Annotated in this window: 17 protein-coding genes; 13 read left to right on the top strand and 4 right to left on the bottom strand. The window is 72.5% G+C overall.

Features of this window, described 5'->3' with window-relative positions:
- Positions 1–224 precede the first annotated feature (224 nt).
- From ACIOD1_RS19720 to ACIOD1_RS19710, 3 genes are read left to right on the top strand one after another with little or no spacing between them, the layout of a single operon-like run.
- Positions 225–1,157, top strand: a complete 933-nt coding sequence (locus ACIOD1_RS19720) for an ATP-binding cassette domain-containing protein (protein ID WP_365613556.1) — start codon at positions 225–227, stop codon at positions 1,155–1,157.
- Positions 1,129–3,222 (top strand): YhgE/Pip family protein, encoded by a 2,094-nt coding sequence (locus ACIOD1_RS19715; RefSeq protein WP_401903596.1) that lies wholly within the window; start codon positions 1,129–1,131, stop codon positions 3,220–3,222. The genes ACIOD1_RS19720 and ACIOD1_RS19715 overlap by 29 nt, the downstream gene beginning before the upstream one ends.
- Positions 3,223–3,251: 29 nt before the next feature.
- Positions 3,252–3,908 carry a helix-turn-helix domain-containing protein gene (locus tag ACIOD1_RS19710; RefSeq protein ID WP_365613551.1) on the top strand — a complete coding sequence of 219 codons (657 nt, stop codon included), beginning with the start codon at positions 3,252–3,254 and terminating at the stop codon, positions 3,906–3,908.
- 280 nt (positions 3,909–4,188) lie between these two features.
- On the opposite strand, the gene ACIOD1_RS19705 is transcribed toward ACIOD1_RS19710, so the two are convergent.
- The 4 genes from ACIOD1_RS19705 to ACIOD1_RS19690 form a co-directional block, all read right to left on the bottom strand.
- Positions 4,189–6,621 carry a transglutaminaseTgpA domain-containing protein gene (locus tag ACIOD1_RS19705; RefSeq protein ID WP_401903594.1) on the bottom strand — a complete coding sequence of 811 codons (2,433 nt, stop codon included), beginning with the start codon at positions 6,619–6,621 and terminating at the stop codon, positions 4,189–4,191.
- Positions 6,618–7,991, bottom strand: coding sequence for a DUF58 domain-containing protein (locus tag ACIOD1_RS19700; RefSeq protein WP_401903592.1), 1,374 nt, complete (start codon positions 7,989–7,991; stop codon positions 6,618–6,620). Before ACIOD1_RS19700 ends, ACIOD1_RS19705 begins: the two co-directional genes overlap by 4 nt.
- The gene (locus tag ACIOD1_RS19695; protein WP_365613543.1) at positions 7,991–9,001 is read right to left on the bottom strand and encodes a MoxR family ATPase; all 1,011 of its coding nucleotides are present in this window, start codon (positions 8,999–9,001) and stop codon (positions 7,991–7,993) included. Before ACIOD1_RS19695 ends, ACIOD1_RS19700 begins: the two co-directional genes overlap by 1 nt.
- Before the next feature lie 137 nt (positions 9,002–9,138).
- Positions 9,139–9,690, bottom strand: a complete 552-nt coding sequence (locus tag ACIOD1_RS19690; RefSeq protein ID WP_401903591.1) for a beta-class carbonic anhydrase — start codon at positions 9,688–9,690, stop codon at positions 9,139–9,141.
- Positions 9,691–10,040: 350 nt separating this feature from the next.
- Here ACIOD1_RS19690 and rsmH point away from each other — a divergent pair, with 350 nt between their 5' ends.
- The 10 genes from rsmH to ACIOD1_RS19640 all read left to right on the top strand — a co-directional run bounded on the left by rsmH (position 10,041) and on the right by ACIOD1_RS19640 (position 22,723).
- Positions 10,041–10,970, top strand: coding sequence for a 16S rRNA (cytosine(1402)-N(4))-methyltransferase RsmH (gene rsmH / locus ACIOD1_RS19685; RefSeq protein ID WP_401903886.1), 930 nt, complete (start codon positions 10,041–10,043; stop codon positions 10,968–10,970).
- Positions 10,967–11,560, top strand: a complete 594-nt coding sequence (locus tag ACIOD1_RS19680; RefSeq protein ID WP_365613534.1) for a hypothetical protein — start codon at positions 10,967–10,969, stop codon at positions 11,558–11,560. Before rsmH ends, ACIOD1_RS19680 begins: the two co-directional genes overlap by 4 nt.
- A gap of 108 nt (positions 11,561–11,668) precedes the next feature.
- The gene (locus ACIOD1_RS19675) at positions 11,669–13,687 is read left to right on the top strand and encodes a penicillin-binding protein 2 (protein WP_365613531.1); all 2,019 of its coding nucleotides are present in this window, start codon (positions 11,669–11,671) and stop codon (positions 13,685–13,687) included.
- A gap of 37 nt (positions 13,688–13,724) precedes the next feature.
- Positions 13,725–15,419 (top strand): UDP-N-acetylmuramoyl-L-alanyl-D-glutamate--2,6-diaminopimelate ligase, encoded by a 1,695-nt coding sequence (locus tag ACIOD1_RS19670; RefSeq protein ID WP_365613528.1) that lies wholly within the window; start codon positions 13,725–13,727, stop codon positions 15,417–15,419.
- Positions 15,416–16,840 (top strand): UDP-N-acetylmuramoyl-tripeptide--D-alanyl-D-alanine ligase, encoded by a 1,425-nt coding sequence (gene murF / locus ACIOD1_RS19665; RefSeq protein WP_365613525.1) that lies wholly within the window; start codon positions 15,416–15,418, stop codon positions 16,838–16,840. The genes ACIOD1_RS19670 and murF overlap by 4 nt, the downstream gene beginning before the upstream one ends.
- Entirely contained in the window at positions 16,837–17,907 is a 1,071-nt protein-coding gene (gene mraY, locus ACIOD1_RS19660) for a phospho-N-acetylmuramoyl-pentapeptide-transferase (protein ID WP_365613522.1), read from the top strand. The genes murF and mraY overlap by 4 nt, the downstream gene beginning before the upstream one ends.
- Positions 17,889–19,319 carry a UDP-N-acetylmuramoyl-L-alanine--D-glutamate ligase gene (gene murD / locus ACIOD1_RS19655; protein ID WP_401903586.1) on the top strand — a complete coding sequence of 477 codons (1,431 nt, stop codon included), beginning with the start codon at positions 17,889–17,891 and terminating at the stop codon, positions 19,317–19,319. Before mraY ends, murD begins: the two co-directional genes overlap by 19 nt.
- Positions 19,320–19,389: 70 nt before the next feature.
- Complete coding sequence (ftsW, locus tag ACIOD1_RS19650; RefSeq protein ID WP_365613516.1) at positions 19,390–20,751, top strand: putative lipid II flippase FtsW; 1,362 nt, start codon at positions 19,390–19,392, stop codon at positions 20,749–20,751.
- A 6-nt stretch (positions 20,752–20,757) separates the two neighbouring features.
- Complete coding sequence (gene murG, locus ACIOD1_RS19645) at positions 20,758–21,855, top strand: undecaprenyldiphospho-muramoylpentapeptide beta-N-acetylglucosaminyltransferase (RefSeq protein WP_365613513.1); 1,098 nt, start codon at positions 20,758–20,760, stop codon at positions 21,853–21,855.
- 16 nt (positions 21,856–21,871) lie between these two features.
- Positions 21,872–22,723 (top strand): cell division protein FtsQ/DivIB, encoded by an 852-nt coding sequence (locus ACIOD1_RS19640; RefSeq protein WP_401903584.1) that lies wholly within the window; start codon positions 21,872–21,874, stop codon positions 22,721–22,723.
- Positions 22,724–22,844 lie beyond the last annotated feature (121 nt).

The following is a 22,844-nucleotide window of genomic DNA, read 5'->3' as shown; positions in this document are numbered from 1 at the left end:
TCCGGGCCGACTCCCTGAGGTGGCGGTCCGTGTGTCCATCGTGACGGCCCCCACTGACAATCGCGCTGACCTGCGGATATCCGGGTATGCGGAAAGAAAACGTCCGGGAGGGGACGGGCCGGGGGTCGCCGGGCATGGCGTCAAAGTGCCCCTCGGGTACGGCCCTTGGGCTCCTACCTGATAGTTTTTGAACTGACCGGTCAGTTCAAAAGAAGGGGGACGGCGTGGACAGCCCACACGGAGCGGCCGTCAAGGCCGAGGGCTTCGGACTCAAGGGCCCGCGCGGCTGGGCCTTCCGGGGCGTGACGCTCGACGCGGCGCCCGGTTCGCTCATCGCGCTCGAAGGCCCCTCCGGCACCGGCCGGACCTGCCTGCTCCTCGCCCTCACCGGGCGGATGAAGCCCACCGAGGGGCACGCCGAGATCGGCCGCCACCGACTGCCGAAGAAGATGGCCGCGGTCCGCCGGATCTCCGCCCTCGGTCCGGTCCCCGGGGTCAACGACCTCGACCAGGCCCTCACCGTCACCGAGCAACTGCGCGAAGGCGCCATGCTCCAGCGCCGCTACGACGGCCCCCTGCGCGCCCTGCTGCGCCCGCGCGGCGAGCCCCGCACCTCCGTCGCGACCCGGATCGAGGAGGCGCTGACCGTCGTCGGACTGGACCTCGCCACCCTGCCCAAGGGCCCCCGGACCTCCGTGCGCGACCTGGAACGGCTGGAGTACGTACGGCTGTCGGTGGCCATCGCCCTGCTGGGCAACCCCCGGCTGCTGGCCCTGGACGACCTCGACCTCAAGCTCTCCGACACCGAGCGCGACGAGGCCTGGGCGCTGCTGCGTTCGATCGCCGACCGGGGGACCACCGTCCTCGCGGTGTGCAGCGAAGCCCCGCAAGGCGTCACCGTGCTCCGCACGGCACCGGACGCGCCGGCGGCCGAGAGCGTCGAGCCCGCCCGAACCGCCGCGCCGACGGCCGAGCCGGTCGCCGTCGCGCGGGCCGAGGGCCCGAAGGTCACCTGGGGCAAGCCCGGCCCGTCCGAGCCGGGCACCCCGGACGAGAACGAAGCGGCCACCGACGCCGCCACCGACACCGACACCGCCGACGAACAAGACACCGAGAAGGGGGCGGACGATGCGCTCGCCGAAACTGGCCGCGCTTGAGCTGAAGCGGTTCGGGCGGGGGAAGCTGCCCCGGGCCGCCCTCGCCGCGCTGCTCCTGCTGCCGCTGCTCTACGGAGCCCTGTACCTCTGGTCGTTCTGGGACCCGTACAGCCGCCTCGACAAGGTGCCCGTCGCCCTGGTCAACGTCGACAAGGGTGCCACCGTCGACGGCAAGCACCTCGACGCCGGCGGTGAGATCACCAAGAAGCTGCACGCCAGCAAGACCTTCGACTGGCGCGAGGTCAGCGCCGAGGAGGCGGCCAAGGGCCTGGAGGACGGGAAGTTCTACCTCTCCCTCACCATGCCCGCCGACTTCAGCGCGAAGATCGCCTCCAGCTCGGGCGCCGATCCGACCACGGGCGCCCTCCAGGTCCGCACGAACGACGCGAACAACTACATCGTCGGCTCGATCTCCCGCACCGTCTTCGCCGAGGTCCGCACGGCGGCCTCGACCAACGCCTCCCGCGGATTCCTCGACAAGATCTTCGTCTCCTTCTCCGACCTGCACGACAAGACGGCCGAGGCCGCCGACGGAGCCGACAAGCTCAAGGACGGCGCCGGCAAGGCCCAGCAGGGGGCGAAGGACCTCGCCGACGGCCTGGACACGGCCAAGGAGAAGACCGGCGAACTCACCGGCGGCCTGAAGAAGCTCAACTCGGCCGCGGGCCAATTGGAGACCGGCAGCCGACAGGTCGCCGAGGGCACCCAGACCGTCGCGAACAAGGTCGGCGGCGCCGCCGACAAGGCCCGTCCCTTCGTGAAGGACCCCAAGAACCTCGCGGACACGGCCAAGTTGGTCGCCGACACCGCCCAGGTGGTCAACAAGCACCTCGGCACCTTCGTGGAGAAGGCCCCGGCCGCCGCCGCCCGCACCCAGCGGGTCTCCAAGGGCCTGGACACCTACTACACGCAGCACTGCCTCACCCCGGGGGCCGAACCGCACCTGGCCTCCTGCCCCGACCTCAAGGTCATCAGGGACGACGCCGCGCAGGCGGCCCTGCTCTCCGGGGACGTCAACACCCTCGCGGGCAACGCGGGCGGCGACATCGGCACGCTCCGCACCCAGCTCACCGACCTGGAGAACAAGGCCCGCGAGCTGGTCGTCAAGGCCCCCGGCCTCGCCGGCGACCTCGACGCGGCCGTCGCCCAGATCAACGCCCTCAACAGCGGCGCCCACAAGGTCGCCGACGGCATGGTCCAACTGCACACCGGCATCGGCACCGCCGCGGGCGGCTCCGGAGCCCTCGGCGAGGGCGTCGGCAAGCTCGGCGACGGCGCGCACAGCCTCAACGGGGGCATGTTCAAGCTGGTCGACGGCAGCGGCACGCTCGCCGGCGGCCTGCACGACGGCGTCGACAAGATCCCGGACTACGACCAGGGCCAGCGCGACGCCCGTACCCAGGTCATGGCCGACCCGGTCCGGCTCGCCAACCAGTCCCTGCACAAGGCGCCCAACTACGGGACCGGGTTCGCCCCGTACTTCATCCCGCTCTCCCTCTGGGTCGGCGCGATGGTCGCCTACATGCTGATCGCCCCCATGAACAAGCGGGCCCTGGCCGCCGGAGCCTCGCCCTGGCGGATCGCCCTCGCGGGCTGGCTGCCCGTGGTCGGCCTCGGCGCCGTACAGGTGGGCCTGCTGATGTCCGTGCTCCACTGGGCCCCGGGCCTCGGCCTGGAGATGGCCCACCCCGCCCTCACCATCGGCTTCCTCTTCCTGGTCACCGCCTGCTTCGCGGCCATCGTCCAGTGGCTCAACGCCAAGTTCGGCGCGGCCGGCCGCATCCTGGTCCTCGCCGCCCTGATGCTCCAGCTGACCTCGGCGGGCGGCACGTACCCCGTGCAGACCAGCCCGGACTTCTTCAACGCCATCCACCCCTACCTGCCGATGTCCTACATCGTGGAGAGCCTGCGCCGCCTCATCACCGGCGGCGACCTCACCCCCGTGTGGCAGGGTTGCGCGGTCCTGGCGGCCTTCACCGTCGGGGCCCTGGCCCTCACCGCACTGGCCGCCCGCGGCAAGCAGGTATGGACCATGGACCGGTTGCACCCCGAACTGAGCCTGTAAGGGGCTGTTGACCTGTGAGAATCAGCGCCATGGAAAGCAGCAGCACCGGTACGGGCACGAGCACGGGCGCCACCGCGGGAACGGGTGGCGGCCGTCGGGCCGCCACCCGCCAGAAGCTCTACGAGGCGGCCGTCACCCTCATCGCCGAGCAGGGCTTCTCCGCGACCACCGTCGACGAGATCGCCGAGCGGGCGGGCGTGGCCAAGGGCACCGTCTACTACAACTTCGCCAGCAAGACCGACCTCTTCGAAGAGCTGTTGCGGCACGGGGTGGGCCTGCTCACCGTCTCCCTGCGCACGGCCGAGGAGGAGACCGAGGCGCGCGGCGGCAGCCGGATCGAGGCCCTCGACCAGATGATCCGGGCCGGCCTGGTCTTCATCGACCGCTACCCGGCCTTCACCCAGCTCTACGTGGCCGAGCTGTGGCGGACCAACCGGGCCTGGCAGTCCACCTTGATGGTGGTGCGCCAAGAGGCCGTCGCGGTCGTGGAGAACGTGCTGCGCGAGGGGGTCGAACGCGAGGAACTCAGCTCCGAGATCGATGTCCCGCTGACGGCGGCGGCCCTGGTCGGCATGGTGCTGGTGGCCGCGCTGGACTGGCAGTCCTTCCAGAGCGAGCGCTCGCTGGACGACGTCCACTCGGCGCTGTCCCTGCTGCTGCGCGGGCGGGTCAGCGGGAGCCGTTGACCCCCGGTCGGCGGTGCCCTCCGGGGGCGCCGGCGGCGTAGAACTGAGTATCCGTACCTAGACGTACAGATGAGTACGCGTACGGATGGGCTCCCACCTGCGAAGACAGCAGACTGGGAGCCGACGGACAGGAGCCTTCGGGCCACACCGCGGACACGGGGCCGCGGAGCGGCCCGGAGCCCTGGCCGGGAGCGGTGACGAACGCCGGTGTGGTCGGACTCGGGGGGAACGAGCCCGGCCACACCGGCGTTTCCGTGTCCTGCGACGCGGTCCGACTGCCCTACCCGCGGTCGCGCAGCGGCAGTCGGACCCGCACCCGGACCCGCCCGGCCAGGGCCGCGGCCCGCTCCGCGAACGCCGCCTTCCGGGCCGAGGCCGCCCAGGAGACCCGGGCCGCCGAACGCGGCAGCAGCAGGGCGCGCAACCGCCCCCACCGTCCCGCCTCGGCCAGCAGCGCCGAGCGGACCGCGAGCACGTCGGCGGCGAGCCCCGGGGCGGACACCTCCGCGCCGGGCGGGGCGTACAGCGCCCGTTCCACCGCGCCCGCGACCCGGTGCACCGCCTCGGCGGGCTCCGCGTCCAGCCGGCCCAACAGCACGATCCGGGCGGCGGCCCGGCGCGGGGACAGGGCCTCGTCCGGAGCGACCCCCACGTCCCAGGCGGCGTCGCCCAGCTCCCGCCAGGCGTCCAGCACCCCGCCCGAGGCCAGCCGGCCGACCCGGACCCGGCGGCGCCACAGCAGCGGCAGCAGCGGCAGGCCGACCAAGGCCAGCGCGCCCGCGCCCCAACCGAGGACCGCGCCCACCGACACCCCGCCGGAACCTGCCCCGGTGTCCTGCCCCAGGACCGGGCCGCCGCACTCGCCGAGCTTCTTCAGCGCCGGCGGGCAGTCCTCGTTCTTGGACGGCGTGACCGCCGGCTGCGAGGGCGCCTGCGAGGGCAGCGCGGCCGAGGCCGAGGGCTGCGGGACGGGCGCCTCGTCGACGCTGTACTCCGGCAGCGAGATCCCCGAACGCGGGGTCGGCTCGAAGCGGGTCCAGCCCACGCCCTCGAAGTACAGCTCGGGCCAGGCGTGCGCGTCCCGCATGGAGACGTTGACACTGCCGTCGGACTGCCGCTCGCCCGGGGTGAAACCGACCGCGACCCGCGCCGGGATGCCCAGGGTCCGCGACATCGCCGCCATCGAGAAGGCGAAGTGGACGCAGAAGCCCTCCCGGTCCTCCAGGAACCGGGCGATGGCCTGCGAACCCGTCCCCGAGGACACCTTCGTGTCGTAGCGGAAGCCGCCGCTGACCGCGAAGAAGTCCTGGAGCCGCACGGCCCGCGTGTAGTCGTCCCGCGCCCCCTGGGTCACGCGCCGCGCCGTGTCCGCCACCACCGGGGGCAGGTTGTCCGGCAGCTTCGTGTACTCCTTGCGCACGGCGGGATCCGCCTCCGGGGCGTTCTGCAACTCCTCGGCCGAGGGCCGCAGCAGCAGGCTCCGTACGGTGTACTGCGCGCCCTGCGCGTTCTGGAAGCGGTCCTTGCCCAGCTGGTCCCCGACCAGGGTCCGGCCGGCCGGCTCGTAGCGCCACTTCCCGCCGATGTCGATCTGGGTCGCCGGGTACGGCATCGGCAGGTAGCGCTGGGCGTAGGTGTCCGCCGCCGAGACGGTGGTGCGGACCTCGGCCGCCTCCCGGCGCACCCGCTCGCTCAGGCCGGTCGGGTTCGGCAGCCGCTCCGGGACGTCGGTCAGCGGGCGCCCGGAGGCCTCCCACTTGACCCCGTTGAACTCGTCCAGGGCCAGGATCCGCAGGTACTGATCGCCCAACTGCGGGCTGTCCGTGCGGTACTTCAGCACCACCCGGTTGTCCTGGGCGTTCAGGCTGCTCTGCAGGGACACCAGCGGGTTCACCGCCGAGATGGTCCCGCCGCCCCCGCCCGACGCGCCGGAGCCGTCGCCGGCCGAGCCCAACATGCCTCCGCCGAGCGCCGGGAGCACCGCCGGCACCGCCAGGGCCAGCCCCAGCGCGACCACGCCGATCCGGCGCCCGGTGCGCACGGGCGACACTGCCCGCCCCCCGGTGGAGGAGTCGCCCCCGTAGCCGGAGGCGGCCGACACCCGCCCGTCGGGGGCCGCGCCGAAGACCCGGCCCCACTGGGCGAGCCGGTCGCGGCCCTCGGACAGCAACAGCAACAGGTAGCCGGCGCCGGCCAGCAGGAAGGCGAACCAGGCGCCGCCCTGCCCGGCCGACAGCCCCGTGGCCACCGAGTACAGAGCCAGCAGCGGCAGCCCGGCCGCCGCGGCGGTCCGCATGGTCACCGCCAGCAGGTCGACCGACAGCCCGACCAGCAGCACCCCGGCCAGCAGCAGCAGCCGGATTCCGTCCGTCAGCGGAGCGGGTATGGCGAACTCGCCCACGTCCCGCACGCCCTGCTGGAACAGCCCGCCGAAGTCGGTGACCAGGAAGGACATCGCCCCGTCCCCGGTGGACTCGGCCTTCCCCGCGAACAGGAGGGCCAGCAGCAGCAGCGACACCAAGAGCTGCGCCGCCACGGTCAGCGACCGCGCCAACGGCACCCGCCGGGCGCCGGCGCCCACCGCGCCCTGCACGCCGAGCAGCACCGCCGCCTGGAGCAGCCAGCCCGAGGAGTCCACCAGCGGCGCCAGCGACCAGGCGGTCATCAGTGTCGCCAACATCCCGAAGAGCGTCACGCGCGCCCGTCCGCTCATCCCCAACCTCCGGAGGTCGCCGTGCCGAGGGGAGCGTTCCCGGCCTGTCGCCACAGCTCGTCGAAGGCCGCGCCCGGCGGGACGGCCAGCGCCGTCCACCCCGAGTCCCGCAGCCTGCGCAGCCGCTCCTCCACCCGTGAGGGCTCCCCCGCCCACAGCGCGGAGTCCAGTACGAAGGCCACCGCGCCCGCGCTGCGCTGCCGCATCCGGGCCACCATCTCGGTCTGTACCTCGTCCAGGTCGCCCAGGAAGGCGATCAGCAGCCCGTCCCCGCCGGAGGAGGCGAAACCGGAGCCGCCCCCGCGCAGGGCGTCGTGGGCGCGGGAGAGCCCGGCTCCCTCGGAGTGGGCCACGATCGCGAGGGTGTCCATCATCAGCCCGGCCGCCTCGGCCGACTCCTGGCCGCCGGAGGCTCCCTTGGCTTCGAAGCCGTGCCCGCCGCTCCCGCCGGGCACCGAGTCCCCGGTGTCGGTCAGCAGCCGCACGGAGAACCCCTGCTCCAGGACGTGCAGCAGGGTGGAGGCCGCCGCCGAGACGGCCCACTCGAAGGCGGAGTCGGGGCCGGCGCCCTCGTAGGCCACCCCACGGGTGTCCAGCAGGACGGTGGCCTTGCTGCGCTGCGGCTGCTCCTCGCGGCGCACCATCAGCTCGCCGTAGCGGGCGGTGGAGCGCCAGTGGACGCGGCGCAGGTCGTCGCCGCGCCGGTAGCCGCGCGGGATCACGTCGTCGTCCCCGGACAGGGCCAGCGAGCGGCGGGCGCCGTCGCCGTAGCCGTTGGCCTCGCCGGTCATCCGGACCGGGGGCAGCGGCTGGGTGCGCGGGACGACGGTGAGGGTGTCGTAGGTGCTGAAGGACCGGGTCAGCTCGACGAGCCCGAACGGGTCGGTCAGGCGGAGCTGGAGCGGGCCCAGTGGATAGCGGCCGCGCAGGTCGGAGCGGACCCGGTAGGAGACCTCGCGGCGTCCGCCGGACTCGACCCGGTCCAGGACGAAACGGGGCCGCGGCCCGAGGACGTAGGGCACCCGGTCCTGGAGCATCAGCAGACCCGTGGGGACCCGCGAGACGTTCTCCAGGCGCAGCTGCACCCGGGCCTCCCCGCCGGCGGGGACGCGTCCGGGGGTGAGCCGGCGGCTGCCCGTGACCCGGTGGCGGGTGCGGTGCAGGGCCAGTACGCAGATCAGCGGGAGCACCACGAGCAGCAGTCCGACCCGCAGCAGCTGGCCCTGGCCGAGTACGTACGCGCACGCGGCCGCGGCGGCTCCGGCGGCCAGGAACGAGCGGCCCCGGGTCGTCAGCCCGGCCAGCGAGGCCCGCAGGCCCCCCGGATCCCTGACCGGCCCGCCGGCGCCGCCCGGGGCACCGGCGCCCATCAGAAGCCCCGGATGCCCGCGCCGGGCGGCATCTCGCCGCGGGCGTGCGCGGCGGGTACGGGGGTGCGCTGGAGGATGTCGTGGACGACCTGCTCGGCGGTGCGCCGGCCCAGCTGGGCCTGCGCGGTGGGCAGCAGCCGGTGCGCGAGCACGGGGGCGGCCAGCTGCTGGACGTCGTCGGGCAGGACGTACTCCCGGCCGGCCAGCGCGGCCGAGGCCTTCACGGCGCGCAGCAGGTGCAGGGTGGCGCGGGGCGAGGCGCCCAGGCGCAGGTCCGGGTGGTTGCGGGTGGCGGAGACCAGGTCGACGACGTAGCGGCGCACGGGCTCGGCGACGTAGACCTCGCGGACGGCCTCGATGAGCTTGACGATGTCGTGGGCGTGCGCGACGGCGGTGAGGTCGTCGAGCGGGGAGAGCCCGCCGTGCACGTCGAGCATCCGCAGTTCGGCCTCGGGGCTGGGGTAGCCGACGGAGACACGGGCCATGAAGCGGTCGCGCTGGGCCTCGGGGAGGGGATAGGTGCCCTCCATCTCGACCGGGTTCTGGGTGGCGACCACCATGAAGGGGCTGGGCAGGGTGTAGGTGGTGCCGTCGATGGTGACCTGGCCCTCCTCCATCGACTCCAGCAGCGCGGACTGGGTCTTGGGGGAGGCGCGGTTGATCTCGTCGCCGATGACGATCTGGGCGAAGATGGCGCCCGGCTTGAACTCGAACTCGCGGCGCTGCTGGTCGTAGATGCTGACGCCGGTGATGTCGGAGGGCAGCAGGTCCGGGGTGAACTGGATGCGCTGCACCGAACAGTCGATGGACTTGGCGAGGGTCTTGGCCAGCATGGTCTTGCCGACTCCGGGCACGTCCTCGATGAGGAGGTGGCCCTCGGCGAGGAGCACGGTGAGCGCGAGGCGGACGACCTCGGGCTTGCCCTCGATCACGCTCTCGACCGACTGGCGGACCCGCTCGGCCGTGCTGGTCAGATCCGCGAGGCTCGCTCGGTCGTCATACGTGGTCACCTGGTTCTCCTCGACCCTTTCCCAGGGCCGACGCCGTTGGCGCGTGGACCGGCCCACCCCGAAGTGCGGACACCGCCACGGGGGGTTCCCGGGCGACGTCTCCCCGCATTCTTGACGGCGTCACGCCCCGCTGTCACTCAGCGGACGGGATCGATCTCCCGCAGGAGTCCGGTGTGCACGTCGAAGACGAAGCCTCGCACATCGTCGGTGTGGGGGAGGAAGGGGTTGGTGCGAACCCGCTGCATCGACTGGCGAACGTCCTGATCCACGTCGCGGAAAGCCTCGACGGCCCACGCGGGACGCTGGCCGACCTCGTCCTCCAGCTCGTGGCGGAAGTCCTCGGTGAGGCTTTCGAGGCCACAGCCGGTGTGGTGGATGAGTATCACCGCGCGGGTGCCCAGGGCGCGCTGGCTGATGGTGAGCGAGCGGATGGTGTCGTCGGTGACCACGCCGCCCGCGTTGCGGATGGTGTGGCAGTCGCCGAGTTCCAGGCCCAGGGCGGCGTGCAGGTCGAGGCGGGCGTCCATACAGGCCACGACCGCCACGCGGAGGACGGGATGCGCGTCCATGCCCGGATCCGTGAACGCGGCGGCGTAGTGGCGGTTCGCCTCGACCAGCCGGTCGGTGACGGAGTCGCCGCTGGACGCCGAGGAAGCGGAGTGGGCAGGCAGGGATGCGGATGTCGTCATGGATACGACGTTAGTGGTCACAGGCCGGACCGGCACGGAGTGAGGGTGGACAAAGATGGCCAACGGTACTTGTTGTGAGCTAACCCACAGGGGTGAGGCGGAGGCCGCCGATCGGGTGATTCGGGTGCTTTGTCGGTTCGTGCCGAGAGGGGCGCACCGGGCGCGGGGCGGTTCGTTGACCGGGGCGGGCGTTGCACTAAAGTGACGCGAACCGGCCGGAGCCCGGCCCTCACCGGCCGCCCGGCCCTTGTGAAGACTGGTAAAACTCCGCGTGCGCGGCGCGGCGTCACGCCTGCCGCGCCGTTATCTGAGAGGGCGCTTTGACTAGCGAGTCCCGACACGTCCCGGTGATGCTCCAGCGGTGCCTGGACCTGTTGGCCCCGGCGCTGGAGAGGCCGGGAGCCGTCGTGGTCGACTGCACCCTCGGCCTCGGCGGCCACAGCGAGGCCCTGCTGACCCGGTTCCCCGAGGCGCGCCTGATCGGCCTCGACCGCGACAAGGAGGCCCTGCGGCTCTCCGGCGAGCGGCTCAAGCCCTTCGGCGACCGGGCCACCCTCGTCCACGCCATCTACGCCGACATCGCCGAGGTCCTGGACGACCTGCGGATCCCGACCGTCCAGGGCATCCTCTTCGACCTCGGCGTCTCCTCCATGCAGCTCGACGAGGCCGACCGCGGGTTCGCGTACGCCCAGGACGCGCCGCTGGACATGCGCATGGACCAGACGACCGGCATCAGTGCCGCCGAGGTCCTCAACACCTACGCCCCCGGCGAACTGGTCCGCATCCTGCGCCAGTACGGCGAGGAGAAGCAGGCCAAGCGGATCGTCTCGGCGGTGGTCCGCGGGCGCGAGAAGGAGCCCTTCACCAACAGCGCGCGCCTGGTCGAACTCATCCGCGACGCGCTGCCGCAGGCCGCCAAGCGGACCGGCGGCAACCCGGCGAAGCGGACCTTCCAGGCCCTGCGCATCGAGGTCAACGGCGAGCTGTCCGGACTGGAGCGGGCCATCCCGGCCGCGGTGGACCGGATCGCGGTCGGCGGCCGGATCGCGGTGCTCTCGTACCACTCGCTGGAGGACCGCCTCGTGAAGCAGGTCTTCGCGGCGGGCGCGGCCAACACCGCCCCGCCGGGACTGCCGGTGGTCCCGGAGAAGTACCAGCCGAAGCTGAAGCTCCTCACGCGCGGGGCGGAACTGCCCACCGAGGAGGAGATCGCCGAGAACCGGCGGGCGGCCCCGGCCCGGTGCCGCGGCGTCGAGCGCATCCGCGAGGCGCGGCTGTGACGCCGGCGGGCCGCTCCGGGGGCGGCAGGGCCGGCAAGGCCGCCCGCCTGGTCCGGGTGCGGCCCGCGACGGCGGGGCAGGCGGCCCGGATGCCGTTCGTCGTGCTGGTCGTCGCCCTGCTCGGCGGCGGCCTGATCAGCCTGCTGCTGTTGAACTCGGCACTGAACCAGGGCTCCTTCCAGCTGAGCAGGCTGAAGAAGGAGACCACCGTCCTCACGGACGAACAGCAGGCGCTCCAGCGGGACGTGGACGCCTACTCGGCCCCCGACGCCCTCCAGCGGCGGGCGCACGAGCTGGGACTGGTGCCCGGCGGCAGCCCCGTCTTCATCGGCTCCGACGGCAAGGTCGCCGGCAGCGCCGCGCCGGCCGAGCACCCGCCGGCCCCGTCCGCCCCGCCGGTCTCCCTGAGCCCGCCCCCCTCGGGCGCGCCCTCGGGCACCTCCTCGGGCACCCCGTCCGGCGCCCCGGGCTCCGCCGCGCCGGGCCCCGCGGCGCCCCCCGCCTCCTCCGCTCCCCCCGCCGCGCCGACCGCGGGCCGGCCCGCGACCCCGCCGGCCCCACCGCAGCCGAGCCAGACCCCAGGAAGGTGACGCCGTGACGCGGACCCCCGCGGGACCTGTCCCCGCCCCACCCTTCCTCCGCGGCCCGGACCCCGTCCGGGCCGACGCCCCGCTTCGGGAAGCGCGCGGAGGCCGGCGGTGAGCCCGCAGGAGCCGCGGCGGCGGGTGCCCGGGCCCGGTAGGCCCAGGCCCGGCGACCGGGCGCGGGCCACCGCCCGCCCGGCCTCGCGCCCCGCGACCCGGCGCCCCTCGGCAGGCCCCCGCGCACCGCACACCATCCGGCTCGGCAACCCCAGGCCCCGGCTGCGGCTGGTCGGCGTCGGCCTGACCCTGGTGATGCTCGCCTTCGTCGTCCGGCTCCTCCAGGTGCAGGCCGTCGACGCCTCCGCGTACTCCGCCAAGGCCACCGAGAACCGCTTCGCCAGCTACACCCTGGCCGCCGAGCGCGGGGAGATCACCGACCGCAAGGGCGTGGCCCTGGCCACCAGCGTGGACGCGTACGACATCACGGCCGACCCGAAGATGTTCACCCCGCAGGAGAGCAAGGCCCCCGACGCGCCCGAGCAGGCCGCCGCCCTCCTCGCGCCCATCCTCGGCAAGGACGCCAAGGAACTCACCGCCCGGCTCAAGACCGCGAACACCCGCTACGTGGTCCTCGCCCGGCGCCAGACCCCCCAGGTCTGGAACCAGATCAAGGACCTCAAGCGGCTCTTCGCCGACAAGGCGTCCGCCGACAAGAAGAGCAACGGCCCCGGCGCCAACGTCATCGCCGGGATCTTCAACGAGAACAGCAGCAAGCGCGTGTACCCCAACGGCGACCTCGCCGCCGGGATACTGGGTTACGTCAACGCCGAGGGCAAGGGCGGCGGCGGCCTGGAGTCCTCCCTCGACAAGAAGCTCTCCGGCAAGGACGGGCAGCTCACCTACGCCCAGTCCGGCGGCCGACGGGTCCCCACCGCGGGATCCAGCGAGAAGCCCGCCGTCCCCGGGGAGGACATCGAGCTGACCATCGACCGCGACATCCAGTGGGCCGCGCAGGCGGCCATCGCCGAACAGGTCGAGAAGTCCGGCGCCGACCGCGGCTACGTCATCGTCCAGGACACCCGCACCGGCGAGGTCCTCGCCATGGCCAACGCCCCCGGCTTCGACCCCAACGACCTCACCAGGGCCCGCTCCACCGCCATGGGCAACGCCGCGCTCCAGGACGTCTACGAGCCCGGCTCCACCGCCAAGGTGATGTCCATGGCCGCCGTGCTGGAGGAGAAGAAGGCCACCCCCGCCACCCACGTGGAGGTCCCCAACCGGCTCCACCGCGGCGACCGGCTCTTCAAGGACGACATCGACCACCCGACCTGGTACCTGACCCTCAACGGGGTGCTCGCCAAGTCCTCCAACATCGGCACCATCCTCGCCACCGGCCAACTCGGCGCCACCCAGCCCGAGGCCAACAAGGTGCTGTTCTCGTACCTGGACAAGTTCGGCATCGGCCACCCCAGCGGCCTGAACTACCCCGGCGAGTCCCGGGGCATCCTCGCCCGCCCCGAGGCCTGGTCCACCTCCCAGCAGTACACGATCCCCTTCGGCCAGGGCCTCTCCCTCAACGCGATGCAGGCGGCCTCCGTCTACTCCACCATCGCCAACGGCGGAGTCCGGATCACCCCCACCCTCGTGCGCGGCACCAAGGGCCCCGACGGCCGCTTCACCCCGGCCACCGCGCCCGAACAGACCCGGGTGGTCAGCCCGGAGACCGCCAAGACCCTCGCCGCGATGCTCGAATCCGTCGTCGACGACCAGGAGGGCACCGGCACCAAGGCCCGCATCCCCGGCTACCGGGTCGGCGGCAAGACCGGCACCTCCAACCGGGTGGATCCGGCGACCGGCCGCTACAAGGGCTACACCGCCTCCTTCGCCGGGTTCGCCCCCGCCGACAACCCCCGCGTCACCGTCTACTGCGCCATCCAGAACCCCACGAAGGGCAGCTACTTCGGCGGCCAGATCTGCGGCCCCATCTACAAGACGGTCATGGAGTTCGCCCTCAAGACCCTCCAGGTGGCGCCCACCGGAACGGCGCCGGCGGGACTGCCCGTCACCTTCGAATCCGGCCCGCAGCCCGCGGCCCCCAACCCCGCGCAGCCCAGCGCGCAGCCCGGACAGTGAACCGACCGCCCAGCCAGGAATGCGTGAGGCACCACCAGTGACAACCATCACCCCGAAGCCGGGGAACCCGTCGGACCCCGCGGGCGGCCCCGGACCCTCACTTCGCGAGGGGCCCGCCGCGCCCGGTACGCTCACCGCCGTGTCCCACGCTGATCAGCCCAGAACCGCCCGGAAGGACGCCCCGGCAGCGCCGCCGGGAGCGCCCCGGCCCGTGACAGTCCGCTCGACCCCCCTGGGCGAGCTGGCCACCCTGCTGGGGCTCCCCGAGCCCGGCGCCGCCCGGATCACCGGCATCACGCACGACTCCCGTGCCGTACGCCCCGGTGACCTGTACGCGGCCCTGCCCGGCGCCCGGCTGCACGGCGCGGACTTCTCCGCCCAGGCCGCGGCCCTCGGAGCCGCCGCCGTGCTGACCGACCCGGACGGCGCCGAACGCGCCGCCGCGACCGGTCTGCCCGTCCTCGCCGTCGCCGACCCGCGCGGCCGGATGGGCGAGCTGGCCGCCGAGATCTACGGCCGCCCCGGCACGGGAATGCTCCGACTCGGCATCACCGGCACCTCCGGCAAGACCACCACCGCGTACCTCGTCGAAGGCGGGCTGCGCGCGGCGGGCCGCGCCACCGGACTCATCGGCACCGTCGAGATGCGCGTGGGCGACGAGCGCATCAAGTCCGAGCGCACCACCCCCGAGGCCACCGACCTCCAGGCCCTGTTCGCCGTCATGCGCGAACGCGGGGTCGAGGCCGTCGCCATGGAGGTCTCCAGCCACGCCCTGGTGCTCGGCCGGGTCGACGGCTGCGTCTTCGACGTGGCCGTCTTCAACAACCTGAGCCCGGAACACATGGAGTTCCACACCGACATGGAGGACTACTTCCAGGCCAAGGCGCAGCTCTTCACCGAGCGCCGCGCCCGCCTCGGCGTGGTCAACTTCGACGACCGGTACGGGCGCCGGCTGGCCAAGGAGGCGTCGATCCCGATCGTCACCTTCTCCGCCGTCGGGGACCCGGCGGCCGACTGGCGCGCGGAGGACGTGGTCAGCGGCCACATGGACTCCACCCTGACCCTGGTCGGCCCCCAGGGGCAGCGCGTACGGGCCACCGCCCCGCTGCCCGGCCCCTTCAACGTCGCCAACACCGTCGCCGCGATCGTCACCCTCGCCGTCGCCGGGATCGACCCGCAGACCGCCGCCGACGGCGTCGCCGCGGTCCCCGGGGTCCCCGGCCGGCTGGAGCGGGTGGACGCGGGCCAGGAGTACCTGGCCGTCGTCGACTACGCGCACAAGACGGACGCCGTCGAGTCGGTGCTCCGCGCCCTGCGCGAGGTCACCACCGGCCGGCTGCACATCGTCCTCGGCTGCGGCGGCGACCGCGACACCACCAAGCGCGGCCCCATGGGCGCGGCGGCCGCACGGTACGCCGACGTGGCCGTGCTGACCTCCGACAACCCGCGCGGCGAGGACCCCCTCGCGATCCTCGCCGCGATGTTCGAGGGCGCGGTCTCCGTACCGCCCGCCGAGCGGGCCACCGTGCTCGTCGACGCCGACCGGGCGGCGGCCATCGCCGCGGCCGTCGCGCGCGCCGAGCCCGGCGACACCGTCCTCGTCGCGGGCAAGGGCCACGAACAGGGCCAGGACACGGGCGGCGTCGTACGCCCCTTCGACGACCGCGCCGTGCTGCGCGCGGCCATCGAGAACCGGCAGAGCAGCGCCCGACAGGCCGAGGTGGACCAGTGATCGACCTTTCCCTCGCCGAGATCGCCGACATCACCGGCGGGCGGCCCCACGACATACCGGACCCCTCGGTGCGGATCGACGGGCCCGTCGTCATCGACTCGCGACTGGTCGAGCCCGGCAGCCTCTTCGCCGCCTTCGAGGGCGAGCACGTGGACGGCCACGACTACGCCGTGCGCGCGAGCGCCGCCGGCGCGGCGGCCGTGCTCGCCGCCCGACCCGTCGGGGTGCCGGCCATCGTCGTCCCCGACGTGGAGAAGGCGCTCGGGGCCCTCGCCCGCGCCGTCGTCGAACGCCTCGGCACCGATGTGGTGGCCCTGACCGGCTCGGCCGGCAAGACCTCCACCAAGGACCTCATCGCGCAGGTGCTCCAGCACCACGCGCCCACGGTGTGGACGCCCGGCTCCCTCAACAACGAGATCGGCCTCCCGCTCACGGCCTTGAAGGCCACCGCCGAAACCCGGCACCTGGTCCTGGAGATGGGCGCCCGCGGCATCGGCCACATCGCCTACCTGACCGGTCTGACCCCGCCGCGCATCGGCCTCGTACTGAACGTCGGGACCGCCCACATCGGCGAGTTCGGCGGTCGCGACGCCATCGCGCAGGCCAAGGGGGAACTGGTCGAGGCCCTCCCGTCCGAGGCCGAGGGCGGGATCGCCGTCCTCAACGCCGACGACCCGCTCGTGCGCGCCATGACGGCCCGCACGAAGGCCCGTACGGTCCTCTTCGGAGAGGCCGAGGACGCCGAGGTCCGCGCCACCGAGGTGCGGATGACGGCCCAGGGACAGCCCGCCTTCACACTCCACACACCTACCGGGTGCGGCGAAGTGACCTTGCGGCTGTACGGTGAGCACCACGTGTCGAACGCGCTCGCCGCGGCGGCCGTCGCCCATGTTTTGGGCATGTCCGTCGAGGAGATCGCCACCGCGCTCTCCGGGGCGGGCACGCTGTCCCGGTGGCGGATGGAGGTCACCGAACGGGCGGACGGCGTCACGATCGTCAACGACGCCTACAACGCGAACCCCGAGTCCATGCGGGCCGCCCTGCGCGCACTTGCCGCGATGGGCGGCGGCGCACGGGCCGCCGGGGGACGTACGTGGGCAGTGCTCGGCCCCATGGCCGAGTTGGGGGACGCGTCGCTGGCGGAGCACGACGCGGTGGGACGGCTCGCCGTCCGGCTCAACGTGAGCAAGCTCGTCGCAGTCGGGGGCAGGGAAGCCTCCTGGCTGCAACTGGGCGCATATAACGAGGGTTCGTGGGGTGAGGAGTCGGTGCACGTGTCCGACGCGCAGGCGGCGATCGACCTGTTGCGCAGTGAACTGCGCCCGGGTGACGTCGTGCTGGTGAAGGCTTCCAGGTCGATCGGTCTGGAGCGGGTCGCGCTGGCGTTGCTGGAGCGCGAGGGCGAGGTCGCCGGCCGATGAGGCAGATCCTGTTCGCGGGTGTCATCGGTATGTTCCTCACCGTCACCGGCACCCCTCTCCTGATCAAGCTGCTGGCCCGCAAGGGCTACGGCCAGTTCATCCGCGACGACGGCCCCCGCGGCCACGCCGGGAAGAAGGGCACGCCCACCATGGGCGGCATCTCCTTCATCCTGGCGACGCTCATCGCGTACGCCCTGACGAAGGTCATCACGGGCGAGGAGGCCAGTTTCTCGGGCCTGCTCGTGCTCTTCCTGATGGCGGGCATGGGCGTGGTCGGCTACCTCGACGACTACATCAAGATCGTCAAGCGGCGTTCGCTCGGCCTGCGGGCCAAGGCGAAGATGTCCGGCCAGCTGATCGTCGGCATCGCCTTCGCGGTGCTCGCGCTCCAGTTCAAGGACTCCCGCGGGCTGACCCCGGCCTCCACCAAGCTGTCGTTCGTCACGGACTTCGGCTGGGCGATCGGCCCGGTGCTGTTCGTCGTCTGGGCCCTGTTCATGATCCTGGCGATGTCCAACGGCGTGAACCTGACCGACGGCCTGGACGGACTCGCCACCGGCGCCGCCGTGATGGTCTTCGGCGCCTACACCTTCATCGGCGTCTGGCAGTTCCAGGAGTCCTGCGCCAACGCGGTGACCCTGACCAACCCCAACGCCTGCTTCGAGGTCCGCGACCCGCTCGACCTCGCGGTCGTGGCCTCCGCCCTCATGGGAGCCTGCTTCGGCTTCCTGTGGTGGAACACCTCGCCGGCCAAGATCTTCATGGGCGACACCGGTTCGCTGGCGCTCGGCGGCGCCCTCGCGGGCCTGGCCATCTGCTCCCGCACGGAGTTCCTGATGGCCCTCCTCGGCGGCCTCTTCGTGCTCATCACGATGTCGGTCGTCATCCAGGTCGGCTCCTTCAAGATGACCGGCAAGCGCGTCTTCCGGATGGCCCCGCTCCAACACCACTTCGAACTCAAGGGCTGGTCCGAAGTCCTCGTCGTGGTCAGGTTCTGGATCATCCAGGGCATGTGCGTGATCGTCGGCCTCGGCCTCTTCTACGCGGGATGGGCAGCGGACAAGTGACCTCCTGGCAGGACCAGAACATCACCGTCGCCGGTCTGGGCGTGAGCGGCATCAGTGCCGCTCGTGCCCTGGCCGGCCTCGGCGCTTCGGTGATCGTGGTGGACGGCGGCGACAGCGAGGGCCACCGGGCCCGCGCGGCGGAGTTGGAGGCGGCCGGGATCTCCGTACGCCTCGGCGACGCCGAGACCCTCCCCGAGGGCACCGGGCTGGTCGTCACCTCGCCCGGCTGGAAGCCCGACAGCCCCCTGTTCGCGGCGGCCGCCGCGGCCGGGGTCGAGGTCGTCGGGGACGTGGAGATCGCCTGGCAGCTGCGCGGTGAGAACGCCGCCCCCTGGCTCGCCATCACCGGCACCAACGGCAAGACCACCACCACCCAGATGCTCGCCTCGATCCTGCGGGCGGCCGGTCTGCGCACCGCGGCCGTCGGCAACATCGGCACCCCGATCATCGACGTGGTCACCGGCGAGCAGGAGTACGACGTACTCGCCGTGGAACTCTCCAGCTACCAGTTGCACTGGGCGCCCTCCGTGCGCGCCCACTCGGCGGCCGTCCTCAACCTGGCCCCGGACCACCTCGACTGGCACGGCTCCATGGAGGCCTACGCCGCCGACAAGGGCCGGATCTACGAGGGCAACAAGATCGCCTGCGTCTACAACGTCGCCGACCGGGCCACCGAGGACCTCGTGGTCGAGGCCGACGTCGAGGAGGGCTGCCGCGCCGTCGGCTTCACCCTCGGCGCCCCCGGCCCCTCCATGCTCGGCGTGGTCGACGGGATCCTCGTGGACCGCGCCTTCGTCGAGAACCGGCAGAAGAACGCCCAGGAACTCGCCGAGGTCTCGGACGTCAACCCGCCCGCCCCGCACAACATCGCCAACGCCCTGGCCGCCGCCGCCCTGGCCCGCGCCTTCGGCGTCGAGCCGCGCGCCGTCCGTGACGGGCTGCGCGACTTCCGCCCCGACGCGCACCGCGTCTCGTACGTGGACGAGGTCGAAGGGGTCACCTACATCGACGACTCCAAGGCCACCAACACGCACGCGGCGGAGGCCTCCCTGGCCGCCTTCGAGCCCGTCGTCTGGATCGCGGGCGGACTCGCCAAGGGCGCCACCTTCGACGAGCTCGTACAGAAGTCCGCGAAGCGGCTGCGCGCCGTGGTCCTGATCGGCGCCGACCGGGCGCTCATCGCCGAGGCGCTGGCGCGACACGCCCCCGAGGTCCCGGTGACCGACCTCGACCGGACCGACACTGGGGCGATGCTCGCGGCCGTCCGGGAGGCGGCCGGGCTCGCGAAGCCCGGTGACACCGTCCTGCTGGCCCCGGCCTGTGCCTCGATGGACATGTTCGCGAACTACAACAAGCGCGGGGACGCGTTCGCCGACGCGGTCCGCGAACTCGCGGCCGGGGACACCGCCTAGGCCGAGGGCTCCGCCACAGGTACCCTCCGGCCGGCTGCTCGCTCCGTACGAGTGGAGGGGAAGATCACAGATGCCGGCCAAGCAGATGCTGCCGGGGCGGCGGCCGTCCGCCGTGCGCGAGCGCGGACGGGCCCGCCCGGCCCCCCGTCCCAAACGCCCTGCCGGGCGCGGCCCCCTGGAGGGCCTCAGGCGTACCCGGCGACAGCTCGGCAGGGCCTGGGACCGCCCGCTGACCGCCTACTACGTGATCCTCGGGAGCGCCCTGCTCCTGACCGCCCTCGGCCTGGTGATGGTGTACTCCGCCTCCATGATCAAGGCGCTCCAGCTGGGGCTGGGGGACGCGTACTTCTTCAAGAAGCAGTTCCTGGCCGCCCTGATCGGCGCCGTCCTGCTGCTGGCCGCCTCCCGGATGCCGGTGAAACTGCACCGGGCGCTGTCCTACCCCGTGCTCGCCGGAACCCTGTTCCTGATGGCCCTGGTCCAGGTCCCGGGGATAGGGGTCTCGATCAACGGCAACCGGAATTGGATCTCCCTTGGCGGTCCGTTCATGCTCCAGCCAAGTGAGTTCGGCAAGCTGGCCCTGATCCTGTGGGGCGCCGACCTGCTGGCCCGCAAGGGCGACAAGGACCTGCTGAGCCAGTGGAAGCACCTTCTGGTGCCGCTGGTCCCGGTCGCCTTCCTGCTGCTCGGTCTGATCATGCTCGGTGGGGACATGGGCACCGCGATGATCCTCGGGGCGATCCTGTTCGGGCTGCTGTGGCTCGCCGGGGCGCCGACGAGGATGTTCGTGGGCGTGCTGATGTTCGCTGGTGCGATCGTCGCACTATTGATCAAGACCAGCCCGCACCGCATGGACCGGCTCGCGTGCCTGGGGGCGACAGAACCGGGCAAGAACGACCTTTGCTGGCAGGCCGTCCACGGAATCTACGCTCTCGCATCGGGCGGCTGGTTCGGTTCCGGTCTGGGTGCGAGTGTGGAAAAATGGGGGCAACTCCCCGAAGCCCACACCGACTTCATCTTCGCCATCACCGGTGAGGAACTGGGACTGGCGGGGACGCTGTCGGTCCTCGCCCTGTTCGCGGCTCTAGGCTATGCGGGTATCCGCGTGGCCGGACGCACGGAGGACCCCTTCGTACGGTATGCCGCGGGAGGCGTCACCACGTGGATCACGGCCCAGGCCGTGATCAACATCGGCGCTGTGCTCGGCCTGCTGCCGATCGCAGGGGTGCCCCTCCCGCTGTTCTCCTACGGAGGGTCCGCCCTGCTGCCGACCATGTTCGCGGTCGGACTGCTCATCGCCTTCGCGCGGGAGGAGCCGGCGGCGCGAGCGGCGCTCGCGATGCGTCAGCCGAGAACGGGCTGGAAGCGGACCGGGTTGATAGGGAAGTCGATGAGACGGCGCGTCAAGAAGCGTCCGTCCGGAGAGCGGTGAATTTCGGTGCATGTCGTACTCGCCGGTGGGGGGACCGCCGGCCACATCGAGCCGGCGCTCGCCCTCGCGGACGCCCTGCGCAGGCAGGACCCGACCGTGGGCATCACCGCCCTCGGTACCGAACGCGGACTGGAAACACGGCTGGTCCCGGAGCGCGGTTACGAGCTGGGACTGATCCCCGCCGTACCGCTGCCCCGTAGGCCCACGCCCGAGCTGATCACCGTCCCCGGACGGCTGCGCGGCACGATCAAGGCCGCCGAGGAGATCCTCACGCGGACCAAGGCCGACTGTGTGGTCGGCTTCGGCGGCTACGTGGCGCTGCCCGGCTACCTGGCCGCCAAGCGGCTCGGGGTGCCGATCATCGTCCACGAGGCCAACGCCCGGCCCGGACTGGCCAACAAGATCGGCTCGCGCTACGCGCACGCCGTGGCGGTGTCCACCCCGGACAGCAAGCTGCGCGGTGCCCGCTACGTGGGCATCCCGCTGCGCCGGTCCATCTCCACCCTGGACCGCTCGGCCGTCCGACCCGAGGCGCGCGCCGCCTTCGGCCTGGACCCCAACCTGCCGACGCTGCTGGTCTCGGGCGGCTCGCAGGGCGCACGCCGCCTCAACGAGGTGATCCAGCAGGTCGCTCCGGTCCTCCAGCGCTCCGGGATCCAGATCCTGCACGCGGTCGGCCCGAAGAACGAAATGCCGCGTGTCGACAACATGCCCGGGATGCCGCCGTATGTGCCGGTACCGTACGTGGACCGGATGGACCTCGCGTACGCCGCCGCCGACATGATGCTGTGCCGTGCGGGCGCGATGACCGTCGCCGAACTCTCCGCCGTCGGACTGCCGGCCGCCTACGTACCGCTGCCCATCGGCAACGGCGAACAGCGGCTCAACGCCCAGCCGGTGGTCAAGGCCGGTGGCGGTCTGCTCGTGGACGACGCGGAGCTGACGCCCGAATGGGTGCTCGGTCAGGTCCTCCCGGTGCTGTCCGACCCGCACCGCCTGTACGAGATGTCCCGCGCCGCCTCCGAGTTCGGCCGCCGGGACGCCGACGAACTGCTCGTCGGTCTGGTCTACGAGGCGATCGCGGCCGCGCGCAACAACCGCTGACCCAGGAGGCGCAGGAGTGGCCGGACCGACGACCGCACAGCGCGGTACTTCCGACCGGGCGGGCGGCACGGGCAAGGGCAAGGGCGCGAGCCCGGGCTCGCCCAAGCCGCCCAAACCGCCCAGGTCGTCGAAGGGATCCGGCCCGGGGGGCCCCGGTGGCGCGCGAGCGCGCCGGGTCCCCCTCCTGGCCTCCCTGGCCGCCGCGGTGCTCCTCACCGCCGGCGGCACCTGGGTGCTCTACGGCTCCTCCTGGCTCCGCGTCGAGAAGGTCACGACCTCCGGCACCCGGGTGCTGACCCCCGCGCAGGTCCTCACGGCCGCGGCCGTGCCCGTCGGCGCACCCCTGATCGACATCGACACCGACGAGATCGCGGCCCGGCTGCGCAAGCGGCTGCCCCGCGTCGATTCGGTCGATGTCGTACGGGCCTGGCCGCACGGAATCGGGCTGAAAGTGACGGAACGCAAACCCGTCCTGCTCATCAAGAAGGGCACGGACTTCGTCGAAGTGGACGTGTCCGGTGTGCGATTCGACACGGTCGCGAAAGCACCGGCGGGAGTTCCGGTCCTCGAACTGCAGGCGGAGCGCTCTCCGAGCGCCCGTCGCTTCGACGAGGAGCGGCTCTTGCGCGAGGCGGTTTCGATCGCCGGGGACCTCCCGGAGGCCGTCGCCAAGGAGACCTTGCAGGTCAAGGTGCGGTCGTACGATGCGGTCGTACTGGAACTCAGCAAGGGCCGGACGGTCGTGTGGGGGAGCGGCGAACTGGGTGAGGCGAAGGGTCGGGCGTTGACCGCTCTGCTCAAAGCCGCTCCCAAGGCGGACCACTTCGACGTGAGCGTCCCCACCGCCCCCGCCGTGTCCGGGAGTTGACGTCCAGTCCAACACCGACGCACCCTGGTTGGCCACCGATACGGGTGATCACATAGGGTGAAAAGAAAAACGGGAGGTTCGGCGTGTTCGTTGAACGCGCGCTACTTGTCGACTTAGTGTC

The sequence above is a fragment of the Streptomyces sp. NPDC088097 genome, assembly GCF_044741845.1.
In the GTDB taxonomy this organism is placed as follows: domain Bacteria; phylum Actinomycetota; class Actinomycetes; order Streptomycetales; family Streptomycetaceae; genus Streptomyces.
This window is presented reverse-complemented; position numbering and strand designations above follow the sequence as displayed.